Source organism: Candidatus Aciduliprofundum sp. HYA1, assembly GCF_056175085.1.
Genome location: NZ_CM149694.1, coordinates 401,095 through 419,480 on the forward strand (window position 1 = coordinate 401,095; position 18,386 = coordinate 419,480).

The 18,386-nt window shown below is 41.7% G+C and carries 22 protein-coding genes and 1 tRNA gene; 11 read left to right on the top strand and 12 right to left on the bottom strand.

From position 1 onward, the window contains the following. Window positions 1-6 precede the first annotated feature (6 nt). Window positions 7-78, bottom strand: a tRNA-Gly gene (locus tag AC0S1O_RS02280). An 84-nt stretch (window positions 79-162) separates the two neighbouring features. Here AC0S1O_RS02280 and AC0S1O_RS02285 point away from each other — a divergent pair. Further along, window positions 163-1,245 carry an MFS transporter gene (locus tag AC0S1O_RS02285; protein WP_475394148.1) on the top strand — a complete coding sequence of 361 codons (1,083 nt, stop codon included), beginning with the start codon at window positions 163-165 and terminating at the stop codon, window positions 1,243-1,245. Here the strand turns inward: AC0S1O_RS02285 and AC0S1O_RS02290 are convergent. Further along, entirely contained in the window at window positions 1,242-2,045 is an 804-nt protein-coding gene (locus tag AC0S1O_RS02290; protein ID WP_475394149.1) for an SDR family oxidoreductase, read from the bottom strand. The genes AC0S1O_RS02285 and AC0S1O_RS02290 overlap by 4 nt on opposite strands. After that, window positions 2,042-2,734, bottom strand: a complete 693-nt coding sequence (locus AC0S1O_RS02295; RefSeq protein WP_475394150.1) for a PHP domain-containing protein — start codon at window positions 2,732-2,734, stop codon at window positions 2,042-2,044. Before AC0S1O_RS02295 ends, AC0S1O_RS02290 begins: the two co-directional genes overlap by 4 nt. An 83-nt stretch (window positions 2,735-2,817) precedes the next feature. On the opposite strand from AC0S1O_RS02295, the gene AC0S1O_RS02300 reads away from it, so the two are divergent. Then, window positions 2,818-3,339: a ferritin-like domain-containing protein gene (locus AC0S1O_RS02300; protein ID WP_475394151.1), complete on the top strand. Its 522-nt coding sequence runs from the start codon at window positions 2,818-2,820 to the stop codon at window positions 3,337-3,339. Here AC0S1O_RS02300 and hxlA read toward each other — a convergent pair whose 3' ends face one another. Further along, window positions 3,340-4,620, bottom strand: a complete 1,281-nt coding sequence (gene hxlA, locus AC0S1O_RS02305; protein WP_475394152.1) for a 3-hexulose-6-phosphate synthase — start codon at window positions 4,618-4,620, stop codon at window positions 3,340-3,342. Window positions 4,621-4,671: 51 nt separating this feature from the next. Between hxlA and tmk the strand changes: the two genes are divergently transcribed. Continuing rightward, the gene (gene tmk / locus AC0S1O_RS02310) at window positions 4,672-5,271 is read left to right on the top strand and encodes a dTMP kinase (RefSeq protein ID WP_475394153.1); all 600 of its coding nucleotides are present in this window, start codon (window positions 4,672-4,674) and stop codon (window positions 5,269-5,271) included. A gap of 4 nt (window positions 5,272-5,275) precedes the next feature. Here tmk and AC0S1O_RS02315 read toward each other — a convergent pair whose 3' ends face one another. Genes AC0S1O_RS02315 through modA form a run of 4 tightly spaced genes read right to left on the bottom strand, consistent with a single transcriptional unit; the run spans window position 5,276 to window position 8,670 of the window. Beyond that, window positions 5,276-6,064 carry a beta/alpha barrel domain-containing protein gene (locus AC0S1O_RS02315; protein ID WP_475394154.1) on the bottom strand — a complete coding sequence of 263 codons (789 nt, stop codon included), beginning with the start codon at window positions 6,062-6,064 and terminating at the stop codon, window positions 5,276-5,278. After that, window positions 6,061-7,119 carry an ABC transporter ATP-binding protein gene (locus AC0S1O_RS02320; RefSeq protein WP_475394155.1) on the bottom strand — a complete coding sequence of 353 codons (1,059 nt, stop codon included), beginning with the start codon at window positions 7,117-7,119 and terminating at the stop codon, window positions 6,061-6,063. The genes AC0S1O_RS02315 and AC0S1O_RS02320 overlap by 4 nt, the downstream gene beginning before the upstream one ends. Continuing rightward, entirely contained in the window at window positions 7,088-7,894 is an 807-nt protein-coding gene (locus AC0S1O_RS02325) for an ABC transporter permease (protein WP_475394156.1), read from the bottom strand. Before AC0S1O_RS02325 ends, AC0S1O_RS02320 begins: the two co-directional genes overlap by 32 nt. Further along, on the bottom strand, window positions 7,885-8,670 hold the full coding sequence (modA, locus tag AC0S1O_RS02330; RefSeq protein WP_475394157.1) for a molybdate ABC transporter substrate-binding protein: 786 nt from the start codon (window positions 8,668-8,670) through the stop codon (window positions 7,885-7,887). The genes AC0S1O_RS02325 and modA overlap by 10 nt, the downstream gene beginning before the upstream one ends. An 84-nt stretch (window positions 8,671-8,754) precedes the next feature. On the opposite strand from modA, the gene AC0S1O_RS02335 reads away from it, so the two are divergent. From AC0S1O_RS02335 to AC0S1O_RS02350, 4 genes are all read left to right on the top strand, one after another. Next, the gene (locus AC0S1O_RS02335; RefSeq protein ID WP_475394158.1) at window positions 8,755-9,684 is read left to right on the top strand and encodes an endonuclease V; all 930 of its coding nucleotides are present in this window, start codon (window positions 8,755-8,757) and stop codon (window positions 9,682-9,684) included. A 321-nt stretch (window positions 9,685-10,005) separates the two neighbouring features. Further along, a complete protein-coding gene (locus tag AC0S1O_RS02340; protein ID WP_475394159.1) occupies window positions 10,006-10,299 on the top strand; it encodes a hypothetical protein in 294 nt (97 codons plus the stop codon). Between the two features lie 210 nt (window positions 10,300-10,509). Beyond that, complete coding sequence (locus tag AC0S1O_RS02345; RefSeq protein ID WP_475394160.1) at window positions 10,510-10,863, top strand: M56 family metallopeptidase; 354 nt, start codon at window positions 10,510-10,512, stop codon at window positions 10,861-10,863. Between the two features lie 154 nt (window positions 10,864-11,017). Further along, on the top strand, window positions 11,018-11,245 hold the full coding sequence (locus AC0S1O_RS02350) for a hypothetical protein (protein WP_475394161.1): 228 nt from the start codon (window positions 11,018-11,020) through the stop codon (window positions 11,243-11,245). A 344-nt stretch (window positions 11,246-11,589) separates the two neighbouring features. Here AC0S1O_RS02350 and AC0S1O_RS02355 read toward each other — a convergent pair whose 3' ends face one another. From AC0S1O_RS02355 to AC0S1O_RS02370, 4 genes are read right to left on the bottom strand one after another with little or no spacing between them, the layout of a single operon-like run. After that, the gene (locus AC0S1O_RS02355) at window positions 11,590-12,252 is read right to left on the bottom strand and encodes a hypothetical protein (protein WP_475394162.1); all 663 of its coding nucleotides are present in this window, start codon (window positions 12,250-12,252) and stop codon (window positions 11,590-11,592) included. A gap of 28 nt (window positions 12,253-12,280) precedes the next feature. Then, on the bottom strand, window positions 12,281-13,108 hold the full coding sequence (locus tag AC0S1O_RS02360; RefSeq protein ID WP_475394163.1) for an ATP-binding cassette domain-containing protein: 828 nt from the start codon (window positions 13,106-13,108) through the stop codon (window positions 12,281-12,283). A gap of 2 nt (window positions 13,109-13,110) precedes the next feature. Beyond that, entirely contained in the window at window positions 13,111-13,899 is a 789-nt protein-coding gene (locus AC0S1O_RS02365; RefSeq protein ID WP_475394164.1) for a hypothetical protein, read from the bottom strand. A gap of 53 nt (window positions 13,900-13,952) precedes the next feature. Continuing rightward, window positions 13,953-14,375, bottom strand: coding sequence for a hypothetical protein (locus AC0S1O_RS02370; protein ID WP_475394165.1), 423 nt, complete (start codon window positions 14,373-14,375; stop codon window positions 13,953-13,955). 955 nt (window positions 14,376-15,330) lie between these two features. Between AC0S1O_RS02370 and AC0S1O_RS02375 the strand changes: the two genes are divergently transcribed. The 4 genes from AC0S1O_RS02375 to AC0S1O_RS02390 are packed head-to-tail and all read left to right on the top strand — an operon-like array spanning window position 15,331 to window position 18,379. After that, window positions 15,331-15,696: a YigZ family protein gene (locus AC0S1O_RS02375; protein WP_475394166.1), complete on the top strand. Its 366-nt coding sequence runs from the start codon at window positions 15,331-15,333 to the stop codon at window positions 15,694-15,696. Between the two features lie 20 nt (window positions 15,697-15,716). After that, the gene (locus AC0S1O_RS02380; protein WP_475394167.1) at window positions 15,717-16,292 is read left to right on the top strand and encodes a DUF998 domain-containing protein; all 576 of its coding nucleotides are present in this window, start codon (window positions 15,717-15,719) and stop codon (window positions 16,290-16,292) included. A gap of 23 nt (window positions 16,293-16,315) precedes the next feature. Further along, complete coding sequence (locus tag AC0S1O_RS02385; RefSeq protein ID WP_475394168.1) at window positions 16,316-17,404, top strand: M24 family metallopeptidase; 1,089 nt, start codon at window positions 16,316-16,318, stop codon at window positions 17,402-17,404. Window positions 17,405-17,449: 45 nt separating this feature from the next. Then, window positions 17,450-18,379: a 3'-5' exoribonuclease YhaM family protein gene (locus AC0S1O_RS02390; RefSeq protein WP_475394169.1), complete on the top strand. Its 930-nt coding sequence runs from the start codon at window positions 17,450-17,452 to the stop codon at window positions 18,377-18,379. Window positions 18,380-18,386: the final 7 nt, after the last annotated feature.

Consider the following 18,386-nt stretch of genomic DNA (forward strand, 5'->3'; position numbering starts at 1 on the left):
GCTTAATGCGGGTGCCGGGATTCGAACCCGGGTCAGAGGCTTGGGAAGCCCCCGTCCTAACCACTAGACTACACCCGCTTAAGAGGGTAATATGGAAAAGTGGATATTAAATTAACGATGATTGCACGGAAAAGCAATTAAATCTCCACACCATGCTCCTATGTGGATAAGAGGATATACGCCATACAGGTGGCCACGTACACGGCACTTATGCTCTCCATAACCTACACTCCCCGCCTGGCAGCCAGTGCAGGAGCAAGTGCCTTTGAAATAGCCCTGATATTCTCACTCTACAACCTCGCCTATTTTCTATCCTCCATGATTTTTGGGCGTCTTGCCGATTTGCACGGGAGAAAGATATTCATCTCTACGGGATTTCTCATAGCATCTCTGGCCTTTGTTTCCCAGTACTTCTACTGGAACTACTGCTCTCTCCTTATTTTGCGTGTGATGGCCGGTTTTTCTGCGGGCATATTTCCAGCAGCCACCATTTCTCTGGCCCATGATATAAGGATGAAGATGGGCAAACTCTCAGCCTTCGGTGCCGCAGGATGGGCCCTCGGCTCATATCTGGCCGGCATAATATCCTTGTTTTTCGGGCTTAAGGCAACCTATATCTTCTCATCCATTGTTTTCATAATTGCATATTTCATCACCTTGGGCCTTAAGGACTCGGGTGTGCGTGTGGAGCACGTACCTCGCATACCTCTGGAGGTCATAAGGAGAAACTGGCATATTTACCTGTCCTACATATTTCGTCACTCTGCTGCAACCATGATCTGGGCGTTCTGGCCCCTCTTCGTTGCATCCATGGGTGGAAATTCCTTCTGGCAGGCGGCCACAATGGGTGTAAATTCCACCGCACAGTTCTTCATCATGTATTTTTACGCAGACACAAAAAAGAGCACGCATCTTATATTATGGGGTCTTGCTCTATCATCCCTGACCTTTTTCCTGTATGCCATGATAACCAATGTTTGGGAGATGCTTCCCGTGCAGGTGCTTCTCGCAGCATCCTGGGCATTTCTATATGTGGGCTCTTTGAATTATCTCACATCTCGCAATCCGGAGAAGGCAACGGCCACAGGGCTTCTCAACTCGTCCATCGGTATATCCGCCTTTATCGGGCCACTCCTTGGTGGTGCATTTATGAGTTTTGTGAGCAATTACAGGTACCTTATGCTATTCTCCTCAACAGTTGCCCTGTTTGGAATAATAATTTTCAAAATTGGAGAGAAGGGTTAGAGCACGAATTTCACTGCACCTCCGTCTATCTGTATCGTTGCACCCGTGATGAATCCTGCACGTTCTGAGGCGAGGAAGGAGGCAAGATATGCAACCTCCTCTGGCTCTCCAAACCTTCCCGCGGGTACCTCCTTAATCCATGCGTTCAGTGCCTCCTCGTAGGTTATTCCGTCCCTCTCCGCCCTGGCCCAGGATAGTTCCTTCATACGCTCTGTGAAAATGGGGCCTGGGGCTATGTTGTTTATCGTAATTCCATATTTCGCCCACTGGATGGCGAGGGTTTTTGCCATACCCACCACAGCCAGGCGTATTGAGTTTGAGAGAATGAGATTATCTATTGGCTGTTTTACGCTCATTGAGGTGATGTTTATTATTCTTCCGTACTTCTGCCTCTTCATGTAGGGAGCCACCTCTCTTATGAATCTCATTGCACTCATAAATGTGAGGTTGAAGGCATTGTACCAGTCATCATCGCTCAGATCTTCAAAATATCCTGCGGGTGGTCCTCCCGTGTTGTTTACCAAGATATGCACGGTGCCAAACTCCTCCACTGTTTCCTTAACGACCCTCTCTATGTCCTCCATTTTTCTCACATCTCCGGGGATTGCGAGAACACGGTTCATAATGCTTCTATCCCCATTCTGCACAATCTCTGTGGTTATCTCCTTCATTGCGTTCATCAAATTTTCCTCATTTCTTGATACCAGAACAATCCTTGCTCCATTTTTTGCAAATTCTTTGGCAATGGCCTTACCCATTCCCTTGCTGGAGCCACAAACTATGGCAACCTTATCCTTCACTCACTCACCTCCTTTAAAAAGAGTTTTAAATTCTCCTCCAAACCGTACTCCTGGATGAAGTCCAGGGCATCGCCCACATCGTTTATTCTTTCCAGATCATCGTGCATATCGTTTCCTACCGAGATGGGTATTTTGTAGTTTTTCATCTCTTCAAATATTGGGTATGCGAGCCTGTAATAGGTCTCTCCAAGTTTTGTGTAATTGTAATTCGTGTTCAGTTCCACACCTATGTTATCCGATTCAAGAACCCTCAGAAATGCTCCGATATCTGTGGATCCGAAATTTCTGCTCAGATCGTTGTGGGCCAGAATAACGGGAGCGTCTATGTCCTTGCGAAGGTCCAGAAGCATCCAGAGTGGATAACCATCCCAGAGAGAGTCCTGCACGTATTCAAAGAGCACAAGGTCAAAATCCTCAAAATTTGGAAGGGCATCAATATCCGTTCTGGGAGAGAAATCAATTTCGATGCCTATGTAAATGTCAATATTCCCCCCATATTTTTTCTGCAAACCACGTATATCTTCAACGTACATTTTCAGATATTTTTTGGGTATTGAATGTGTTTTCTTTGTGCTGTAGTTATCCGTGAAGGCTATTTTTTCCATTTTTTTCTTTATGGCCTCTCTCACTATGATCTCAGGCGTGTACAGACCGTCGCTCCACGTGCTGTGTATGTGGAAGTTCATCATTCAGCCATATATGGGCAAATTGTTAAAATAACTTTTCTATGGGCACAAAATCTTTATACGGGTAGAATGCCTTACCTGCCACCATGGAAGGGATTGACTTGAACAAGTACAGTCTGGAGGATCTGATCCTTTTGGGTATAAAGAGCGAAGAGGTTGCAAAGGAAGTTTATGAGAATGTGGCAAAGCAGGCAAAGAACCCTTTTCTGAAGAATAAACTCAAGGCCCTGGCGGAGGAGGAAGAGAGGCATCGGGCCATCCTGGTTGAACTGTACAAGGACCTTTTCAACGGCAAGGAGCCCGAGCCACCGGAGAACCCGGATTTCATACCGGAGTTTCCTGAAATAAGAATATTCAGGGAGATTGGAGAAACCACGGATATGCGTAAGATTCTTGAGGGTGCCATGCAGGCAGAGTTAAGTGCCAAGGAGTACTACGAGGGCATAGCCGAAATTGTGGATGATGCGCGCATAAAGAGAATAATGCGTTACATGGGAAAGATTGAAGAGGGCCACTACAAGATTCTAAAGCAGCAGTACGAGGAAATTGTGGAGTTTGAAAGCGTTATGTACGACGAGGAGTTCATGCGCCTGGATTCAAGGTTCTGATCATCGCTCCACTTCCCAATCCTCCAGTTTTATCACGGAGGACAGGGTGTTACCTCTCTTTATTTCCTCTCTTATTCTATTTTCATGCTCCATAACATCAATGGCGCGATTTGCAATTTCCACAGCATTCTCCTTTGGCACAACAACTATGCCGCTCTCATCCCCAACTATCCAATCCCCGGGGCGTATTCTAATGCCGTTGATCATAAGTTCCACGTTGATCTCTCCAAATCCCTTGGGCTCTCCCGCATTTGGTACGATATGCCTTGCGAATACGGGATAGTCCATCCTTTTTATTTCATCGGCATCCCTTGCCGCACCGAATATGACCACTCCCTCAATGCCCTTCACCTTGCAACTCCAGGTGGCCAGTTCGCCCCAAACTGCCGTGTTCCCATCTCCCGCATCTATGACTATCACATCTCCCTTATTTGCGTGATCAATGGCCTCCACAGCCTTTGCCCAGTCTCCATCCATCGTTTTAACTGTCACTGCCCGACCCACGATCTTGCTCCCACCCAATTTAATCAGGTCTCCTAAGGCATTCTTGCGATGCATTGCATCGCTCAAGTTTGGTGTGGATACCTTCATAAAGGCATCCCTCAACTCCTCCAAACCGTATTTTTTGTATAACTCACTCTCTATTTTCACTCCCTTTGTTATGGCCTCCTTTATTTTCCTCGCGGCCTCCTCCACATCCGGGGCCTTTATTATGGCACCTCCGACTATTACAATTTCCGCCCCGTTTTTCACCACATCCGCCGCGGTCTCGCTGTTTATCCCTCCCGCAGCCGCAACGGGTATGCTAACAGCAGAAGCCACATTCTTCAGAATCTCAAGAGGATTCTTGCCGAGCATCTGCTGATCAACGCCCACATGCACGCAGAGATAATCCACGCCCAACTTCTCCACTTCTTTTGCCCTCTTTACGGGATCAGGGTGATTTATCAAATCAACCATTATACTTGCTCCGTACTTCCTGGCGGCCTTCACTGCATCCTCAATTGTGGGATCATCGGCCACGGCCAGAACGGTTATTATATTTGCTCCGCTCTTGGCTGCCATTTCAACCTCCACACGACCAACATCCATGGTTTTGAGGTCGGCCACAACGGGCTTTTTGAATCTTCTCTTCAATTCTCGCACGGCCTGCATACCGGCGCTCTTAATAAGTGGTGTTCCCGCCTCCAGCCAGTCGGCTCCACCTCGCACGGCTTCCTCCGCTGCTTTCAGGGCTCTCTCAAGGATCATAAAATCCAGGGCAACCTGCAGTATTGGCATAATTTGCAAATGCTCTGAAAAGTTAAATAACTTGCCCTCCATTATGGAACGATGTTCATAGTTCTTGAGGGTATAGATGGAAGCGGTAAGAGCACAATTGCAAGGAAACTTGCGACCTATTTGAAAGAAGAGGGGCATGAAGTTTACCTTACCGAAGAGCCAACCCGCACGTGGATGGGCAGGGACGTGCGCCGTGCCATAGAGGAGGAGAAAAATCCGTTATCGCAGGCCCTACTCTTCTTCGCAGATCGTGCCGAGCACGTGGAGGATGTGAAAAAGCATCTGGAAAGGGGTGAGGTGGTGATCTCCGACCGCTATGTGTATTCCACCTATGCCTATCAGGGGGCCCAGATGGAATCGCTCATGCCCCTGAAAAATGCGCTTGAATGGCTGGAAAGGGTTTACGAGCCCATGCGCCTCGATCCTGATCTGGTTATTCTTCTGACCATTGAGCCAAGGCGCGGACTTGATTTTGTCAACACCCGAGATTTCCGGGAGAAGTTTGAGCGTGAGGAGTTCTTGATGCGTGTTCAGGAAATATACCTTGAGATGGCCGGGAAATATGGTTTCAGAGTGGTGGACAGCAACAGGGCAATTGAAGAGGTTTTTGAAGATGTTAAAGCCAAGGTAAAAGCCATCCTAACTACTTGAATTTTCAATTTATTCTGGAGATTTCGGTTGTCATATCCAACGGTTTCGCGTAGTATGGCTCGCTTGTTATTATTATATCTGCGTGTCTTGCATATGTGGCCACATTTTCAAGGGTTATGCCACCACTGACAGCAATCCTCGCCTTCGAATTCAATTTTTTTATTTTATCTCTCAGTCTTCTCACTTGTTCCGGAGTGAAGTGATCAAGGAGGATTATATCTGCCACGTTTGCGTATTTCAACGCTTCCTCCTCGTTTCTTGGTTCGATCTCTATGGGTCTCAAACTAGTTCTCCGTGGGATATCCTGAACGATGTTCAGGTGGTTCTGAGTGATCAGAATAGAATCGCTAAGCGAGTTTCTGTGCACAGTGCCTCCTCCATCTCTAATGGCCTGCATCTCACAGTTTCTAAGTCCCGGATGAGTTTTCCTAGTGGTGGCTATCACAACATTTCGATTTTCTGCTCTTGCCTTTTCTAAGAACTCTCCAGTGGCCTTGGCTATGCTGCAGGTTATGGATAGCAGAGTTTGTACTGTGCGCCAAACTCTGAACAAGTCCTTTAGAGGCCCCACAAACTTGCATATCTCAGCATCTTTCTCAAAATTAGTGCCAGAAGGAATGCACTCTCCATCAAGTCCAAATTTTTGAAGCCATTCCTCAACTTGGGATGTGCATCCAGCTATTCCCACTTCGCGGGATGTTATCTTCATCACTCCCCTTCCTCTTATATTGAGGAAATCGGAAGTTTCATCGTTGAATGGACAGTCTTCCCGGAGATAGTCTTCAAATTTCATCTTATCACCCTCACCCCTGAGGCTTTGAATACGAGGTACACATCTGCGCCTTCCTTTATATCAAGAAGTTCCGCAGAGTTCGGTGTTATGATGACCTTAAACTGCGTTCCATAAACATCAACGATGACTCTTACAACGTGACCTCTGGTTATTACACTCTCCACCCTGCCTGTTAGTTGATTGCGGGCCGAACTTTTTATTCTCTCTCTTGTGATGATTATGTTTTCTGGTCTTATTGCCACGCTAACCTCCTCTCCTGCGTTTACTGGGTCGGAGGTGAGTATGTGAACATCTCCACATTTCAGCACGGATTCATCTGTGCCCGAATTCTCACATATACATCTGAGTATGTTCGTACCCACAAAATCAGCCACGAAATCAGATGAAGGATTGCTAAAAATCTCCTCGGGAGTTCCCACCTGAATTACTCGTCCTTGGCTGAAAACCGCCACGCGGGTTGCCAGTGAAAACACATCTTCAAAGTCGTGGCTCACGTGAATCACAGTAGTCTCGTATTCTCTAATTGCGTCTTTTACCATACTCCTCAGACTCTCTCGGGTTTTAGTATCAAGAGCCGAGAATGGCTCATCCATAAGCAGCACATCTGGCTTCACAATTAGTGCCCGGGCTATGGCAACTCTCTGTTGCTCTCCCCCGCTGAGCGTCTCTGGATATCTGGAAAGAAGATGTGATATTTTCAGTATCTTGCTCACTTGCTCAACCCTTTCCTCAATTTTGGCTCTGTCTTTTACTCTCCTTTTTAGACCGTAGGATATGTTATCTAGTACGCTCATATGGGGAAAGAGCATGTAGTCCTGATACACGACGCTGAGGTTTCTATCCTCCGGGGGCAGTGAGGTTATGTCTTTTCCCCTTAGGATTATCCTTCCCTCACTTGGCCTGTAAAACCCTGCTATGGTTTCTAAAAGAATGGTCTTTCCGCTTCCGGTGGGCCCTATTAGGATCAGGTACTCCCCCTGCCTGATGTTTAGTGATACCCTATCCAGCTTGAACTCTCCGAGGTCAATGCTGAGGTTTTCCACGTGCAGGAACATTTTTCACACTCTCCAACCTCTCAAACGCGTATATAGCTATGAACGAAACAGTAATCAGAACTATACCGCTGGTTATGGCCATACCTATGTTTCCGTAGGATATATTCAGATACAGGGTAACGGATAGCACCTCGGTGTTCATATAACTTCCCCCCGCAAGAATCAGCACGGCGCCAAAGGCCCCCACACATCTTGCAAAGGAGATTATGGTTGATGCCAGCAAACCACTCTTTGCCATGGGCAGGGTAACATTTTTGAAGGTTTCAAACTCCCCGTAACCCAAGCTTCTTGATACAAATTCAAATCTGGGATTTATTGATTCAAATGTGGAGTAGACTATCCGTGTGGCGAATGGCAGTGCTGTGAATACCTGGGCCACCACTATCCCCAGCCGTGTGAATACTAGGTGTATTCCTAAGAATGATAGGGCACTGCCCACTGCAGTTTTGCCAAAAAGCAGAAGTAAGGCCAAACCAAGCACAAGTTCAGGAAAGGCCATTGGTAGGTCAATTATGGATTTCACAATGCTCTTTCCAAGGAAGTTGTATCTTGAAAGTGCATACCCCATGGGTACAGCGGTCATCATCACGATTACTGTGGATATTGACGATGTTAGCAAGGTTAGTTTCAGGGAATATATCATCTCTTGTGAGACCATGGAACTGATTATTTTCCTAGGATTTGGTACTATGAACAGGGATAAAATGGCGATGATGAGTGCAAAGGTAAACATAAGTGAGAGAAGAATGCAAAGGTGTCTGAACCTCAACTGCATGGCTTGAACCCCCACTTTTCCCAGATCTCCTTGTGCTTTATTATGAAATTATTGAATTCTTCTGCGGCGGTGAGATGGCCATCCTTTTTTGCATAGATGGTTACGGCGGTGGGAATGGTTTTTATTATGTTCTCCTTGCTCGGAATGTGAATGACCTTTATCTTGCCGTGAGCCTGGGCCCAGGTTGTCATATCCTCCCAGATTATTGCGGCATCTGCTTGGCCCATGGCAATGTATATTAGAAGTTGATTCACGGTGGGTGTGTATGTAACAACGTTTTTCTCCACGGCACTCCATAGATTGTTCTTTTCTAGGATTTTCTTTGCGACTTTTCCTATGGCACAGGCGTTGGGGTCACCTAGCACCACCTTCACACCCGGTCTGGCGAGGTCTTGAAGTGATGTTATGTTCTTTGGATTTCCCGCAGGTACCGCTATTACAGGTATGTGATAGGTTATGTTTTGCACAGTGCTTTTGATTATGTATCCTTTATTCATCGCATCTTCCGTGTACTTGTAGGCTCCTGGAATGAAAACATCACACCCTGTTGTTACAAGTTCACCGAATATCTCAGCACTTCCTCCGTAATGCACCTGCACACTAATACCGGTCTGGTTCTCAAACATTGATATGAGTTCATTCATGGGTTTCATCAATCCCGCTCCGGAATCCACCACCAGAACAGTTTTGGCTGATTTTCCATTAAGAATGTAAATCCCACCAATTATGGAACCAATCACTACCAGTCCCACGACCAAGGTAATGATTTTCTTCATCACATCACCTCGTGATGTCTATATGAGCATAACGTATAAAAATTTTGAGGGAAATAATTTATCGGAGATGGCAATAATTAACATATGGACCTTTACTCCTACTTCTACTCTCTCGTGAAGCAGATTCCCCGCGGAATGGTGAGCACATATGGCTCGCTCGCAAGGGCTTTGGGGGATATAAGGGCGGCCAGGGCGTGTGGAGTTATGCTTTCGCAGAATCCCGATCCTCCACGCATACCATGCCACCGGGTAGTTATGAGTGATGGCAGCATAGGAGGATTCACGCACCCAGAGGGAATAAGGAAAAAGATTGAGAGATTGCGAGAAGAGGGCGTTGAAGTTAGAAATGGAAAAATAGTGAATTTTGATGCTATTCTTTTTGAGGATTTTCGCACAGATTACTCCCTTCGCAAATTGAGGGAAGAGCAGGAAAGGATGCGAAGGGAGGTGCGCATTGAAGATGATCTCTCCCCTGAACTCGTGGGTGGGGTAGACGTATCATATCAGGGTAGGGACGCCTATGCTGCCCTGGTTATAATGTCGGGGGTAGAGGTGAAGAGGGTGATCAAAAGGAAATTTCAGGTTGAATTTCCCTACATTCCCACCTATCTGGCATTCAGAGAGGAACCTATCATATCCTCTCTACTGGGGGAGGTGGATGAGGAGATCTTGCTCCTGGTGGATGGCAATGGTATAATGCATCCTCTCTTTTTTGGCCTTGCCTCCCATGTGGGTGTTAAGAATGATATTCCCACAATAGGGGTGGCAAAAAGTCCCTTGGTGGGAAGGGTTGTTGGGGAAAGAGTGCTCATCAATGACAGGCATGTGGGCTTCTTCATAAAGAGCGGAAGAAAGAGGGGCATATACATCTCGCCCGGCCACAGGGTATCCTTGGAAACCTCTCTGAAAATCGTGAAGAATTATTTGAGGTACAAGAATCCGGAGCCGCTGAGGCTCGCTCACATTTATGCCAATGAGTTCAGGCGTGAAATTTCAGGAAGTAAAGAGCTATAATATGTTTAGATATTTTAATATGATACAAGTTGTAAAAAAATCATATATTTCTTTCTTTTATCTAATATCTAAGTATGGTGAGTATTCTGGGAAATACAAGGGCTGAATTTATCGAGGAGATAGGTATATCCGTATCTCTTACGGTCATTGTGTTTATTTTATCTGAATGGACTGGTTTACTGACAGAATACCCAAATGGAGACCTTATTGCTGTGAGTATACTTTTATTTATTATTTTTGAGGGGATTTATAAGAGTTATCCGATGGGGTGTTGTATATCATGCGCTAATATTTCCTTATTTTTTACATTTTCCAGCATTGGTGGGAATAATTATTGGGGGATTAATTATTATTAATCATCATAGAGATATGTATAGCCTTTTAACTGCAACGGTGCTGTTTTTTCCTCTCGTAAGCATTCTTATTGGAGTGGTGTATTTTGCTGTGATGTATGCTAAAAGGGAAGAAATAAAGAGCAAATCGCCTCCTGGAATTCGTTTTCAAATACTACAACTAAAAATGAGTTTGTATGAGCGATTAACATTAATCTTTCCAGACAGATACATAAAGTACTTGGAGAGGGGAGATAAGAAATACCTTGAAGGGGAAGATTAATGCGCAGATGGGCGATTATTGCTGGAATTCTCTCCCTTTTCATTTTTCTCTTTCTGTATATTTTCATTTCAGAACTGTGGAGTTATGTGCTGGGGTTCAATGTTCTTTTGCTCATGGCATCTATAATCTGGTATGAAGTTCCGGGACTAAAAAATTGGCTCTGAAGGGAAAAAGGATCAACTATGAAGAAATAGATAAAATTATGGATAAATGGGAGTTAGGGGAGTGGAGATATATACCGCAAAATCTGAGATGTTCAATGCATTTGAGGTGGGAGCAAAGGGGAGATACATATTTCTCACAGAGAAACTAATTAAAAACCTTGATAGAGAAGAATTGGCAAGCATAGTGGTACATGAACTGGCACATATAAAATTAAGCCATGTGCTTAAAAAGATTCTTTTATTTGATATTATCATAGGGCTGGATTTGAATTTCACACAGATTCTTTCGCTGTATGATTCACAGAAAGATACAGAAATTTATGCAGGCTTAATACTGTTTTCAGGAATTATTTTTTATATGCTGATAAGCAGGTATATCTGTAGATATTTTGAGTATTAGACTGACTGTTATGCAATAAAGTTTGTGGGGGAGGAGAATTTAATTTCAGCATTGAAAAAGATAAATTCTATTATTCACCCCCAGGAAATTTTTGGTGAGAAAATTGTGAATAATATGATGAAGAGAATTTAGAATATAGAGAAGTGTAGTGGATATGGAAAGTGAAGGATATATCTCGGTATCAATAAATGAGTGTTTTTTATCATATATTCTTGATTTAGTAGTTCTCTTATCATTGGCCACATTGATTTCTGGAGCGTTTAATGCGGAACCAGTGATATATAAAATATGTGTATATTATTTGTACGGGCATCATGCAATTCTTAAAGAATTAACCTCTAAAGATGGCTTGATTTTCATTGGCATTTACATAGTATTTTAGCAATTTATTTCACTTTTGAATCCTATTTTGGAGTGAGTATAGGGAAATATATACTCGGAATGAGAACTGCAATGATAAAAGGAAACAATAGAAATAGGACTCTGAGAAGTATAACAAAAGAGCTTATAATGGATTATGCGGAGTGGATATAAATGGGGTGGTTTTATAGTTGCTCTTTATATTTTTATCATTCAATGTTTAAAGAATTTATAATAGCTCTCATTAGTGATGAGTTCATATTTTAACTTTCTGAGAAAGTCTATATATATTATTTATCGGTTATGGTAATAGGTGCCTGGATGTTTTAAGAAATGTGATAATTATCCCTTGTCATCGTGTTTAATTCACGAGTTTGATACAACAAGTTCCAATTTTTCAAAAAGGAGTATATAAATAATTAATAGGATCAGAATTAGAATAGATGCATATATAAATCCGTTATTTGGATTTATTTGTACAATTCCCTCTTTATAGTAATAGTGTATATATAATGGTGAAAGTATATATCCTATATACCCATATAATCCATATATTTTTGAACCCAATTGAGCATAAGATTGTATTAAAGAGAGTACTCCTATAGGTAAGAGGAAAAGAATGATCATAGATGATACATAATTTACAGAAGGTTTACCTGATAATGAAATAAGCATCATAATTGCAGAGTAAACAAGTTCGCTAATAATTAATGGGATTAATAAATTTTGTTTGTTTAATATTATTAAAAATATTTCAGTTCCAATAGTAAATGGTAATAGGCCTATGAGTATGGTAATAATTCTTCCAATGCTCACATATCTCCAACTTTTTAAAATTGAGAGTTCAAATACCAAAACTCGAGAGTTCTTGAAAAATACAGATGATATTAAAAAAAGGTAGAGAGGTATAATTAACAACTGCATAAGATCTATAAATATTATAGGGGACTTCTTAAAAAAGCTTAATGAAAAATATTCTGAAACAAATATACCTATTAATAATAATTCAAAAAGTGGATGTTTAAACATCTCTCTGCTATACCATTTTATAATATAATTAAATTTTTGCATAAAATGCTCTCACCCCTGCTTTTTTATATCCTAATATTTTCCCATCATCCATTAACTTCTGGAGTAAATTTTTATTACATTTGCATATTATTATATTTCCAAATCTTCCAAGGATATTTTTAAGTTCTTTTATATATGTCTCTTTAGAAAATACTTCATAATATTCCTCTTTAAATAACTCTTTTAAATTACCATACCACTTTAATTTTCCCCTTTCCAAAATAATTATATGCTCTGTTAGAAGCTCAACATCCTCAGGAATGTGAGATGTAAGTATATACATTTTAAAATTCTTTACAAGAATAGTGGATACTTTTCTATAAGTGTGAATATCCAAATGCACAAAAGGTTCATCTAAAACAGGAATTCTTCTCTTATCTACCAGTGAGTTAAATAGCCAGATTAATTGTTCTTGACCTGCAGAGAGATGAGAGAGCGAATGATTCTCAAAGTCTTCAATTCCAAGATAATTAGCCAAATTTTTTGCGTACTCTGTATCTCCTATAATTTTTCCTATAGTTATTATAAATGTTTTAACTTTCATCCCGTATGTCAATTTTACTTTTTCAAAGCATGGTGTATAATATTCTAAGATTTTATTCCTATTTCTAAAGGGATTTATATTATCTAAAGACACATATCCCTTTGATGGTTTTTGAAAACCCATAAGTATGCTTAATAATGTGGTTTTTCCACTTCCATTTTGGCCTATTATACCAATTTTATTGGCTTTAATATTAAGTGATATACCTTGTAGCGCCTTTACATTTCCAGGATAGATGTAGGTAAGATTTTCAAGGGTTATTTCTGGCAATATTATTCACCTCTCCTAACATACACTATGGCAATAATAAAAGAACCTATAATTAATGCTATGTTGAGTGGAAACGCATGTGCAAATCCGTATTTAAACCAACCACTCCAGTCTTGGTTTGGGACACTATTTCCTCCAATAATATGAATCATAAGCATGATCTGGCTATCTGAGCTGTAATTTTCTATCTCAGGATATATATCCTTAAGAAGTTTATGAATTTGGCTGGTGTTAAATCCTGCTCCAAAATACATGGCTACATACTGTTTTCCATATTTAACATATCCACCATATAAGGAAAGAGGATAAAAGACAGGATATCCATAAAATTTGTTTACAAATGTATGATAACCTTTATTGTTTATGGTGAGAGTATGATCTAAAATTGTAACATTTGAACCAGAAGGAAACAAGATTGAAATTATTGGATTGGATTTTGAGACATAGATATAAGCCTTGTTAATCATTTTAGCATATCCCATGCCGGAAGTTGTTACATATCCCTTGAATACTTCATAGGATATAGAATAATTATTCTTATTTATGATTGTGATGTTCATTATAATTCTGAGATATATATTAAGATATTTTCCAGTAGTATTGTTTTTTTCCAGGAATACTCCCGTAGTCAGTTTGTATTCTAAACTGCTTTTTCCAGGTTCTATGGCTCCTTTATATTTAGCATTCTGATATTCGGGGCTGAAGTAATAACTACTCATTGGAATTATATTTATGAGTATTCCAAGTGTCAATATTAATACTACTCCAATGACCCATATTTTTATTTTCATAGCATTACACCTCTAATTTAGCTAGCTACATTATAAATAAAAAAATAAAAAAATTATGCATCAAATTCTACGTCTATGGGTGGAAAGGGCAATGACTCCATGTGTAAATCTACGCCATATATACCCCTGTACCAAGAGTAAGATCCATCATCGGGATGATAAACCACATTGTTGTACATAGTACCACTAAGCCCATTGAAAGGGCTGTCCAAGCTGAACTCACCTGAAAAATCCAAAGCTGTGGAAGAGGTAGATGACTGCGTGCCTTTCCAGTTTCCTCCATCTGGCCATGTACCACCCGAGTCTAATGTCAAAAAAGTATCCTGGTTATTTAAAATAAACTTCCCAGTGTTACCATTAATTCCAAATGTCCATTCTGATTTTACCCAAGCTACTACAAATCCGAATATGTTAGTTCCTTTTGCATAAACCGTAGCAGTATTGCCGTATATATTTGGTTTATATGTGGAATACATTCCATGTGCATTAGGTAGCATGGCAATCAAAGTTAGAGACAAAAGTACTATCGTAAATTCCCAAAGGTATTTTACTCTCTTTTTTTTCTCTTTCTATTTTCACACCTCCTACCTTGTTAGGCAAAAAGTAAATGGTATTAATGTATATATACTTTTCTCTATAAAGTACTTTATTACATAGATTATATATAGAAAGAAGGTTAAGTTAATGTAATAGAAAAAGAGTATATTATAAAGAAGTAAAAAGTGTTAAAGTAAAGATACGACAAGTCATTTTTTGTATAATAATCACCATAAGGAGATGATAACGAAAATAGAGTTGATGAGTTTGGTATATACCCCTAGCATTTTTATATTCTTGGCGTACTTGAGGTTATAGCATTTATATATCTCCTTTATCGTTTTAAAAGTGGAAAAATAGACAGAAAAATGTTCATTTCAAAATTATTCTTGGTTGGGGTGACTGCCTTGTTGATATTGAGCTACTGAGGGTGGTGGTATCATACCATCCTCTCTGAATTAAGTAGACGTTATTTACTTTAGTAATTACATATTTAATTGCTTGGTCATGGGAGGAATGATGTATATCCGATGTTAAAAATAACTCAAAATCATAATAATTCTGTAGATTATTTGGAATTCGTGTAACCCAGTGCGTGATACTTCCAGTTATAGCACTAGTTTATTTGTTCTCCCGCTGGAAGAAGGCAAGAGTATGGGATGAGATAGTTGAAGGCAAGAAGATTAGAATTTTGAGATTGGTATCATCAGTCACTTTTTTCAGCGGTCTTGCAGGTTTATAGATCTCGAATAAAATTCCTTGGGAAACTTTACTTTTGAAGTTATACTCCTATGTGACTGTAGCTTGGAGACTCTGTTTTATGTTTTTGCGGTATTTCAAAAAAGCGGAAATTACCTTCATAATTCATTTATATTGTCTTGCATTGCACAATTAATGAAAGAAATATCGGTTGGGATGATAAAGGTCAAAAAATCTAAGTTTTACGCACATTTATATGAGATTGATAATATGGATGAGGTAAATGATATACTAAAAATGCATAGAAGAATGTATAAAAAAGCCTCACATCATTGTTGGGCAGCTATAGTTAATAATGATGAGAAGTATAAGGATGATGGAGAAGTAGGACATCCTGGGAAAGTTTTACTTGGCATTTTAAAAAAGTACGATGCTAGAAATCATGCTCTTGTAGTGTCAAGAATATTTGGGGGCATAAAACTGGGGGTTGGAGGTGTGGCCCGGGCATTTAGGGATGCTGGGGAGAGTGTGATGCAGTACTACGATGAAAAAAAGAAATAGTATGATGCAGATTTACCCCCATGGAAAGGAAGTATCTCTATTCTGGGCTTGTATCTCCAGTAATCGGTTTTCTCTTCATAGGCATAGCAATATACCTTAACTCATCATGGTGGCGCATAACAGATAATGCCATAAGTGATCTGGGAAACATATATCATTCCTGGGTTAACTACCCATGGGTTCTCAGCACGGGGCTCATAATAGCGGGTCTGGGGATGACCTACTTTTCCTACGGGCTGCAGAGGGAATTTGAGGGTGTTGCAAGGTGGGGAATTTATGTTTATCTCCTCGGTATGATATTTCTCACCCTCATAGGCGTTTTTCCCGAGGGCACACCACCCCACTGGTACGTTAGTTGGGCATTTTTCTTAACGGCGTCCTTCGGCATACTGGTGGCTGGCGTGGGATTCCTCCTGAGATACAGCCGCAAAATGGGCATATTCTCCATAGCCCTGTACGTGATTTTATGGATTCTTGCAGTTTGGGCACTGAGAACCTTCAAGGGGGTGGCCATAGCGGAGTTCATAGGCGCAATAACCCTGTTCATATGGTCCTACACCATCATTTTCTGGAATATGAGGAGAGAAAAATTGTAAATAGATGCAAGCGATACTCGCCTATGCATCAGAAGAGCATATTTGAAAATCTCAAGGAGGAAGTTGATGTCATTCTGATTTACAACAGAGGAGAACCCGTTGAGGACCTGAATTTCTTCTATGTCACAGGGCTCGTGGAAGGAGGAATATTTGAGGGCTCCTACGCCGTGGTCACACCCACGGGCGTGAAGGTTCTCACATCACTTCTTGAAGAGACCAGCGCAAGGAAGGGAAGCAATGAGGTTTACATATTCAGAACAGGTAAGGAGCGTGAGGAGCTTCTGCGCAAGATTGTTGGAGATGCCAGGAAAGTAGGATTGAATTTTGATGCTCTCTCCGTCAGGGATTTTGAAGGGATAAAGGAAGTTCTGGGTGAGAGAGAATACATAAACGTATCCGAAGCCATAATGGATGCCAGGAAGGTAAAGAGTGAGGAGGAGATAAGGATAATGAGGGAAGCGGCCAAGATTGCAAGCGAGGTTGCCGATTCCATACCTGATTTCTTACATGAGGGTATGCGCGAGTACGAACTTGCCGCCAAGATCGTTTACGAGATGCTAAGACGAGGTGCCGAGGACGTTGCCTTCACCACAATAGCCGCCTTCGGGGAAAATGCAGCGGAGCCACATTACACGGCCGGGGCAAGAAAACTGAGGCGGGGGGATTTTGTGCTTTGTGATTTTGGAGCAAGGTACCATCGCTACAACTCGGACATAACACGCACCTTCGTTTTTGGTCGAGCATCTGAGATGCAGAAGGATATATACTACACGGTGCTTGAGGCCCAGAGAATGGGCATTGAGATGATAAGGGAAGGGGTGAACGGTAAAGAGGTGGATGCCAAGGTCCACGAGTTCATAGATTCTACCAAGTACAGGGAGAGGATGACCCACTCCACAGGTCATGGTCTGGGTCTTGCCGTTCATGACCATGTGGGACTCTCACGCATGCTTGATGTGCCCCTTAAGGATGGAATGGTTGTGACTGTTGAGCCGGGAATATACATCCCCGGATTCGGTGGGGTTCGGATAGAGGACGATGTGGTTGTTCGCAGAGACGGGCACGAGGTTCTCACCTCAGCGAAGAAGGAAGAGTTAATTGAGGTATCCTGAATTTCTTCGGCGAAACTTATAATACCGAGAGGGAAATATCAAAATATGAAATACGTCAGTGAATTTGAGGATGGGGAGAATGTAAACACGATCCTCGTTGTGCGCAAGAAATTTGGAATTAGAGATTACCGTTCAAAATTTGGTAAGTACTTTGTTCTTGAAGCGGGAGATAAAACGGGAAACGTGCTCATAAAATACTGGGGAAATGATGATGCTCTAACTGAGAGATTGTACGGGGAGATAAAGGAGGGGGATGTTGTTGAACTTAGGGGCACGTATCAGAAGGACACGCAACCCTCCATATCTGTGGATGCCGAATACGATTACATACGCAAGATCGATAATTATGATGTTACGAGATTCGTTCCCTCACTGGACAATGTGGAGGAGATAATGAAGGATATATTTGCATATGTGGAGAAAGTTGAAAGCCCCCACCTTTCCAGGCTCCTGGATTCTTTCTTTTCCGATGAGCAGTTTGTTGAGAGATTTAAAGAGGCTCCATGGTCATCCTATGAAATATACGCTTACATGGGAGGACTGGCAGAGCACACTCTGAATGTTACAAGGATATGCGAGGGGCTCGCAGATATTTACAAGGTTGATAGAGATTTTATGCTCACCGCGGCGCTTCTCCACGACATTGGAAAAATTGAAGCATATGAGATAGATACAACCATAAGGCAGAGGGATAGTGCAAAACTTCTGGGGCACACGGTTATTGGATTTAACCTTGTGGAATCTAAAATAAGGGAGATTGTGGATTTTCCAGGAGAGTTGAGGGATAAACTTCTTCATGCCATAATATCCCACCACTCTCCCATAGTGGATAACGTGCCCCAGAGGATAAGGACCAAGGAAGCCTACATACTTTTTTACGCGGATATGATAGATCTTTCCCTCAAGGAATTTGAAGGAGGTGATGAAGAGTGGCAGTACTCCCGCAGAATGGGTCGGGAGATATACATTGGATAGGCGGAAA

Coding starts and splice junctions, on each gene's coding strand:
- AC0S1O_RS02350 (WP_475394161.1), top strand. CDS start 11,018: ATGGAAAGTGAAGGATATATCTCGGTATCAATAAATGAGTGTTTTTTA.
- modA (WP_475394157.1), bottom strand. CDS start 8,670: ATGAAGAAAATCATTACCTTGGTCGTGGGACTGGTAGTGATTGGTTCC.
- AC0S1O_RS02345 (WP_475394160.1), top strand. CDS start 10,510: ATGGGAGTTAGGGGAGTGGAGATATATACCGCAAAATCTGAGATGTTC.
- AC0S1O_RS02300 (WP_475394151.1), top strand. CDS start 2,818: ATGGAAGGGATTGACTTGAACAAGTACAGTCTGGAGGATCTGATCCTT.
- tmk (WP_475394153.1), top strand. CDS start 4,672: ATGTTCATAGTTCTTGAGGGTATAGATGGAAGCGGTAAGAGCACAATT.
- AC0S1O_RS02370 (WP_475394165.1), bottom strand. CDS start 14,375: ATGTATTCCACATATAAACCAAATATATACGGCAATACTGCTACGGTT.
- AC0S1O_RS02375 (WP_475394166.1), top strand. CDS start 15,331: ATGAAAGAAATATCGGTTGGGATGATAAAGGTCAAAAAATCTAAGTTT.
- AC0S1O_RS02335 (WP_475394158.1), top strand. CDS start 8,755: ATGGACCTTTACTCCTACTTCTACTCTCTCGTGAAGCAGATTCCCCGC.
- AC0S1O_RS02380 (WP_475394167.1), top strand. CDS start 15,717: ATGGAAAGGAAGTATCTCTATTCTGGGCTTGTATCTCCAGTAATCGGT.
- AC0S1O_RS02365 (WP_475394164.1), bottom strand. CDS start 13,899: ATGAAAATAAAAATATGGGTCATTGGAGTAGTATTAATATTGACACTT.
- AC0S1O_RS02325 (WP_475394156.1), bottom strand. CDS start 7,894: ATGCAGTTGAGGTTCAGACACCTTTGCATTCTTCTCTCACTTATGTTT.
- AC0S1O_RS02315 (WP_475394154.1), bottom strand. CDS start 6,064: ATGAAATTTGAAGACTATCTCCGGGAAGACTGTCCATTCAACGATGAA.
- AC0S1O_RS02355 (WP_475394162.1), bottom strand. CDS start 12,252: ATGTTTAAACATCCACTTTTTGAATTATTATTAATAGGTATATTTGTT.
- AC0S1O_RS02320 (WP_475394155.1), bottom strand. CDS start 7,119: ATGTTCCTGCACGTGGAAAACCTCAGCATTGACCTCGGAGAGTTCAAG.
- AC0S1O_RS02390 (WP_475394169.1), top strand. CDS start 17,450: ATGAAATACGTCAGTGAATTTGAGGATGGGGAGAATGTAAACACGATC.
- AC0S1O_RS02385 (WP_475394168.1), top strand. CDS start 16,316: ATGCATCAGAAGAGCATATTTGAAAATCTCAAGGAGGAAGTTGATGTC.
- hxlA (WP_475394152.1), bottom strand. CDS start 4,620: ATGCCAATACTGCAGGTTGCCCTGGATTTTATGATCCTTGAGAGAGCC.
- AC0S1O_RS02295 (WP_475394150.1), bottom strand. CDS start 2,734: ATGATGAACTTCCACATACACAGCACGTGGAGCGACGGTCTGTACACG.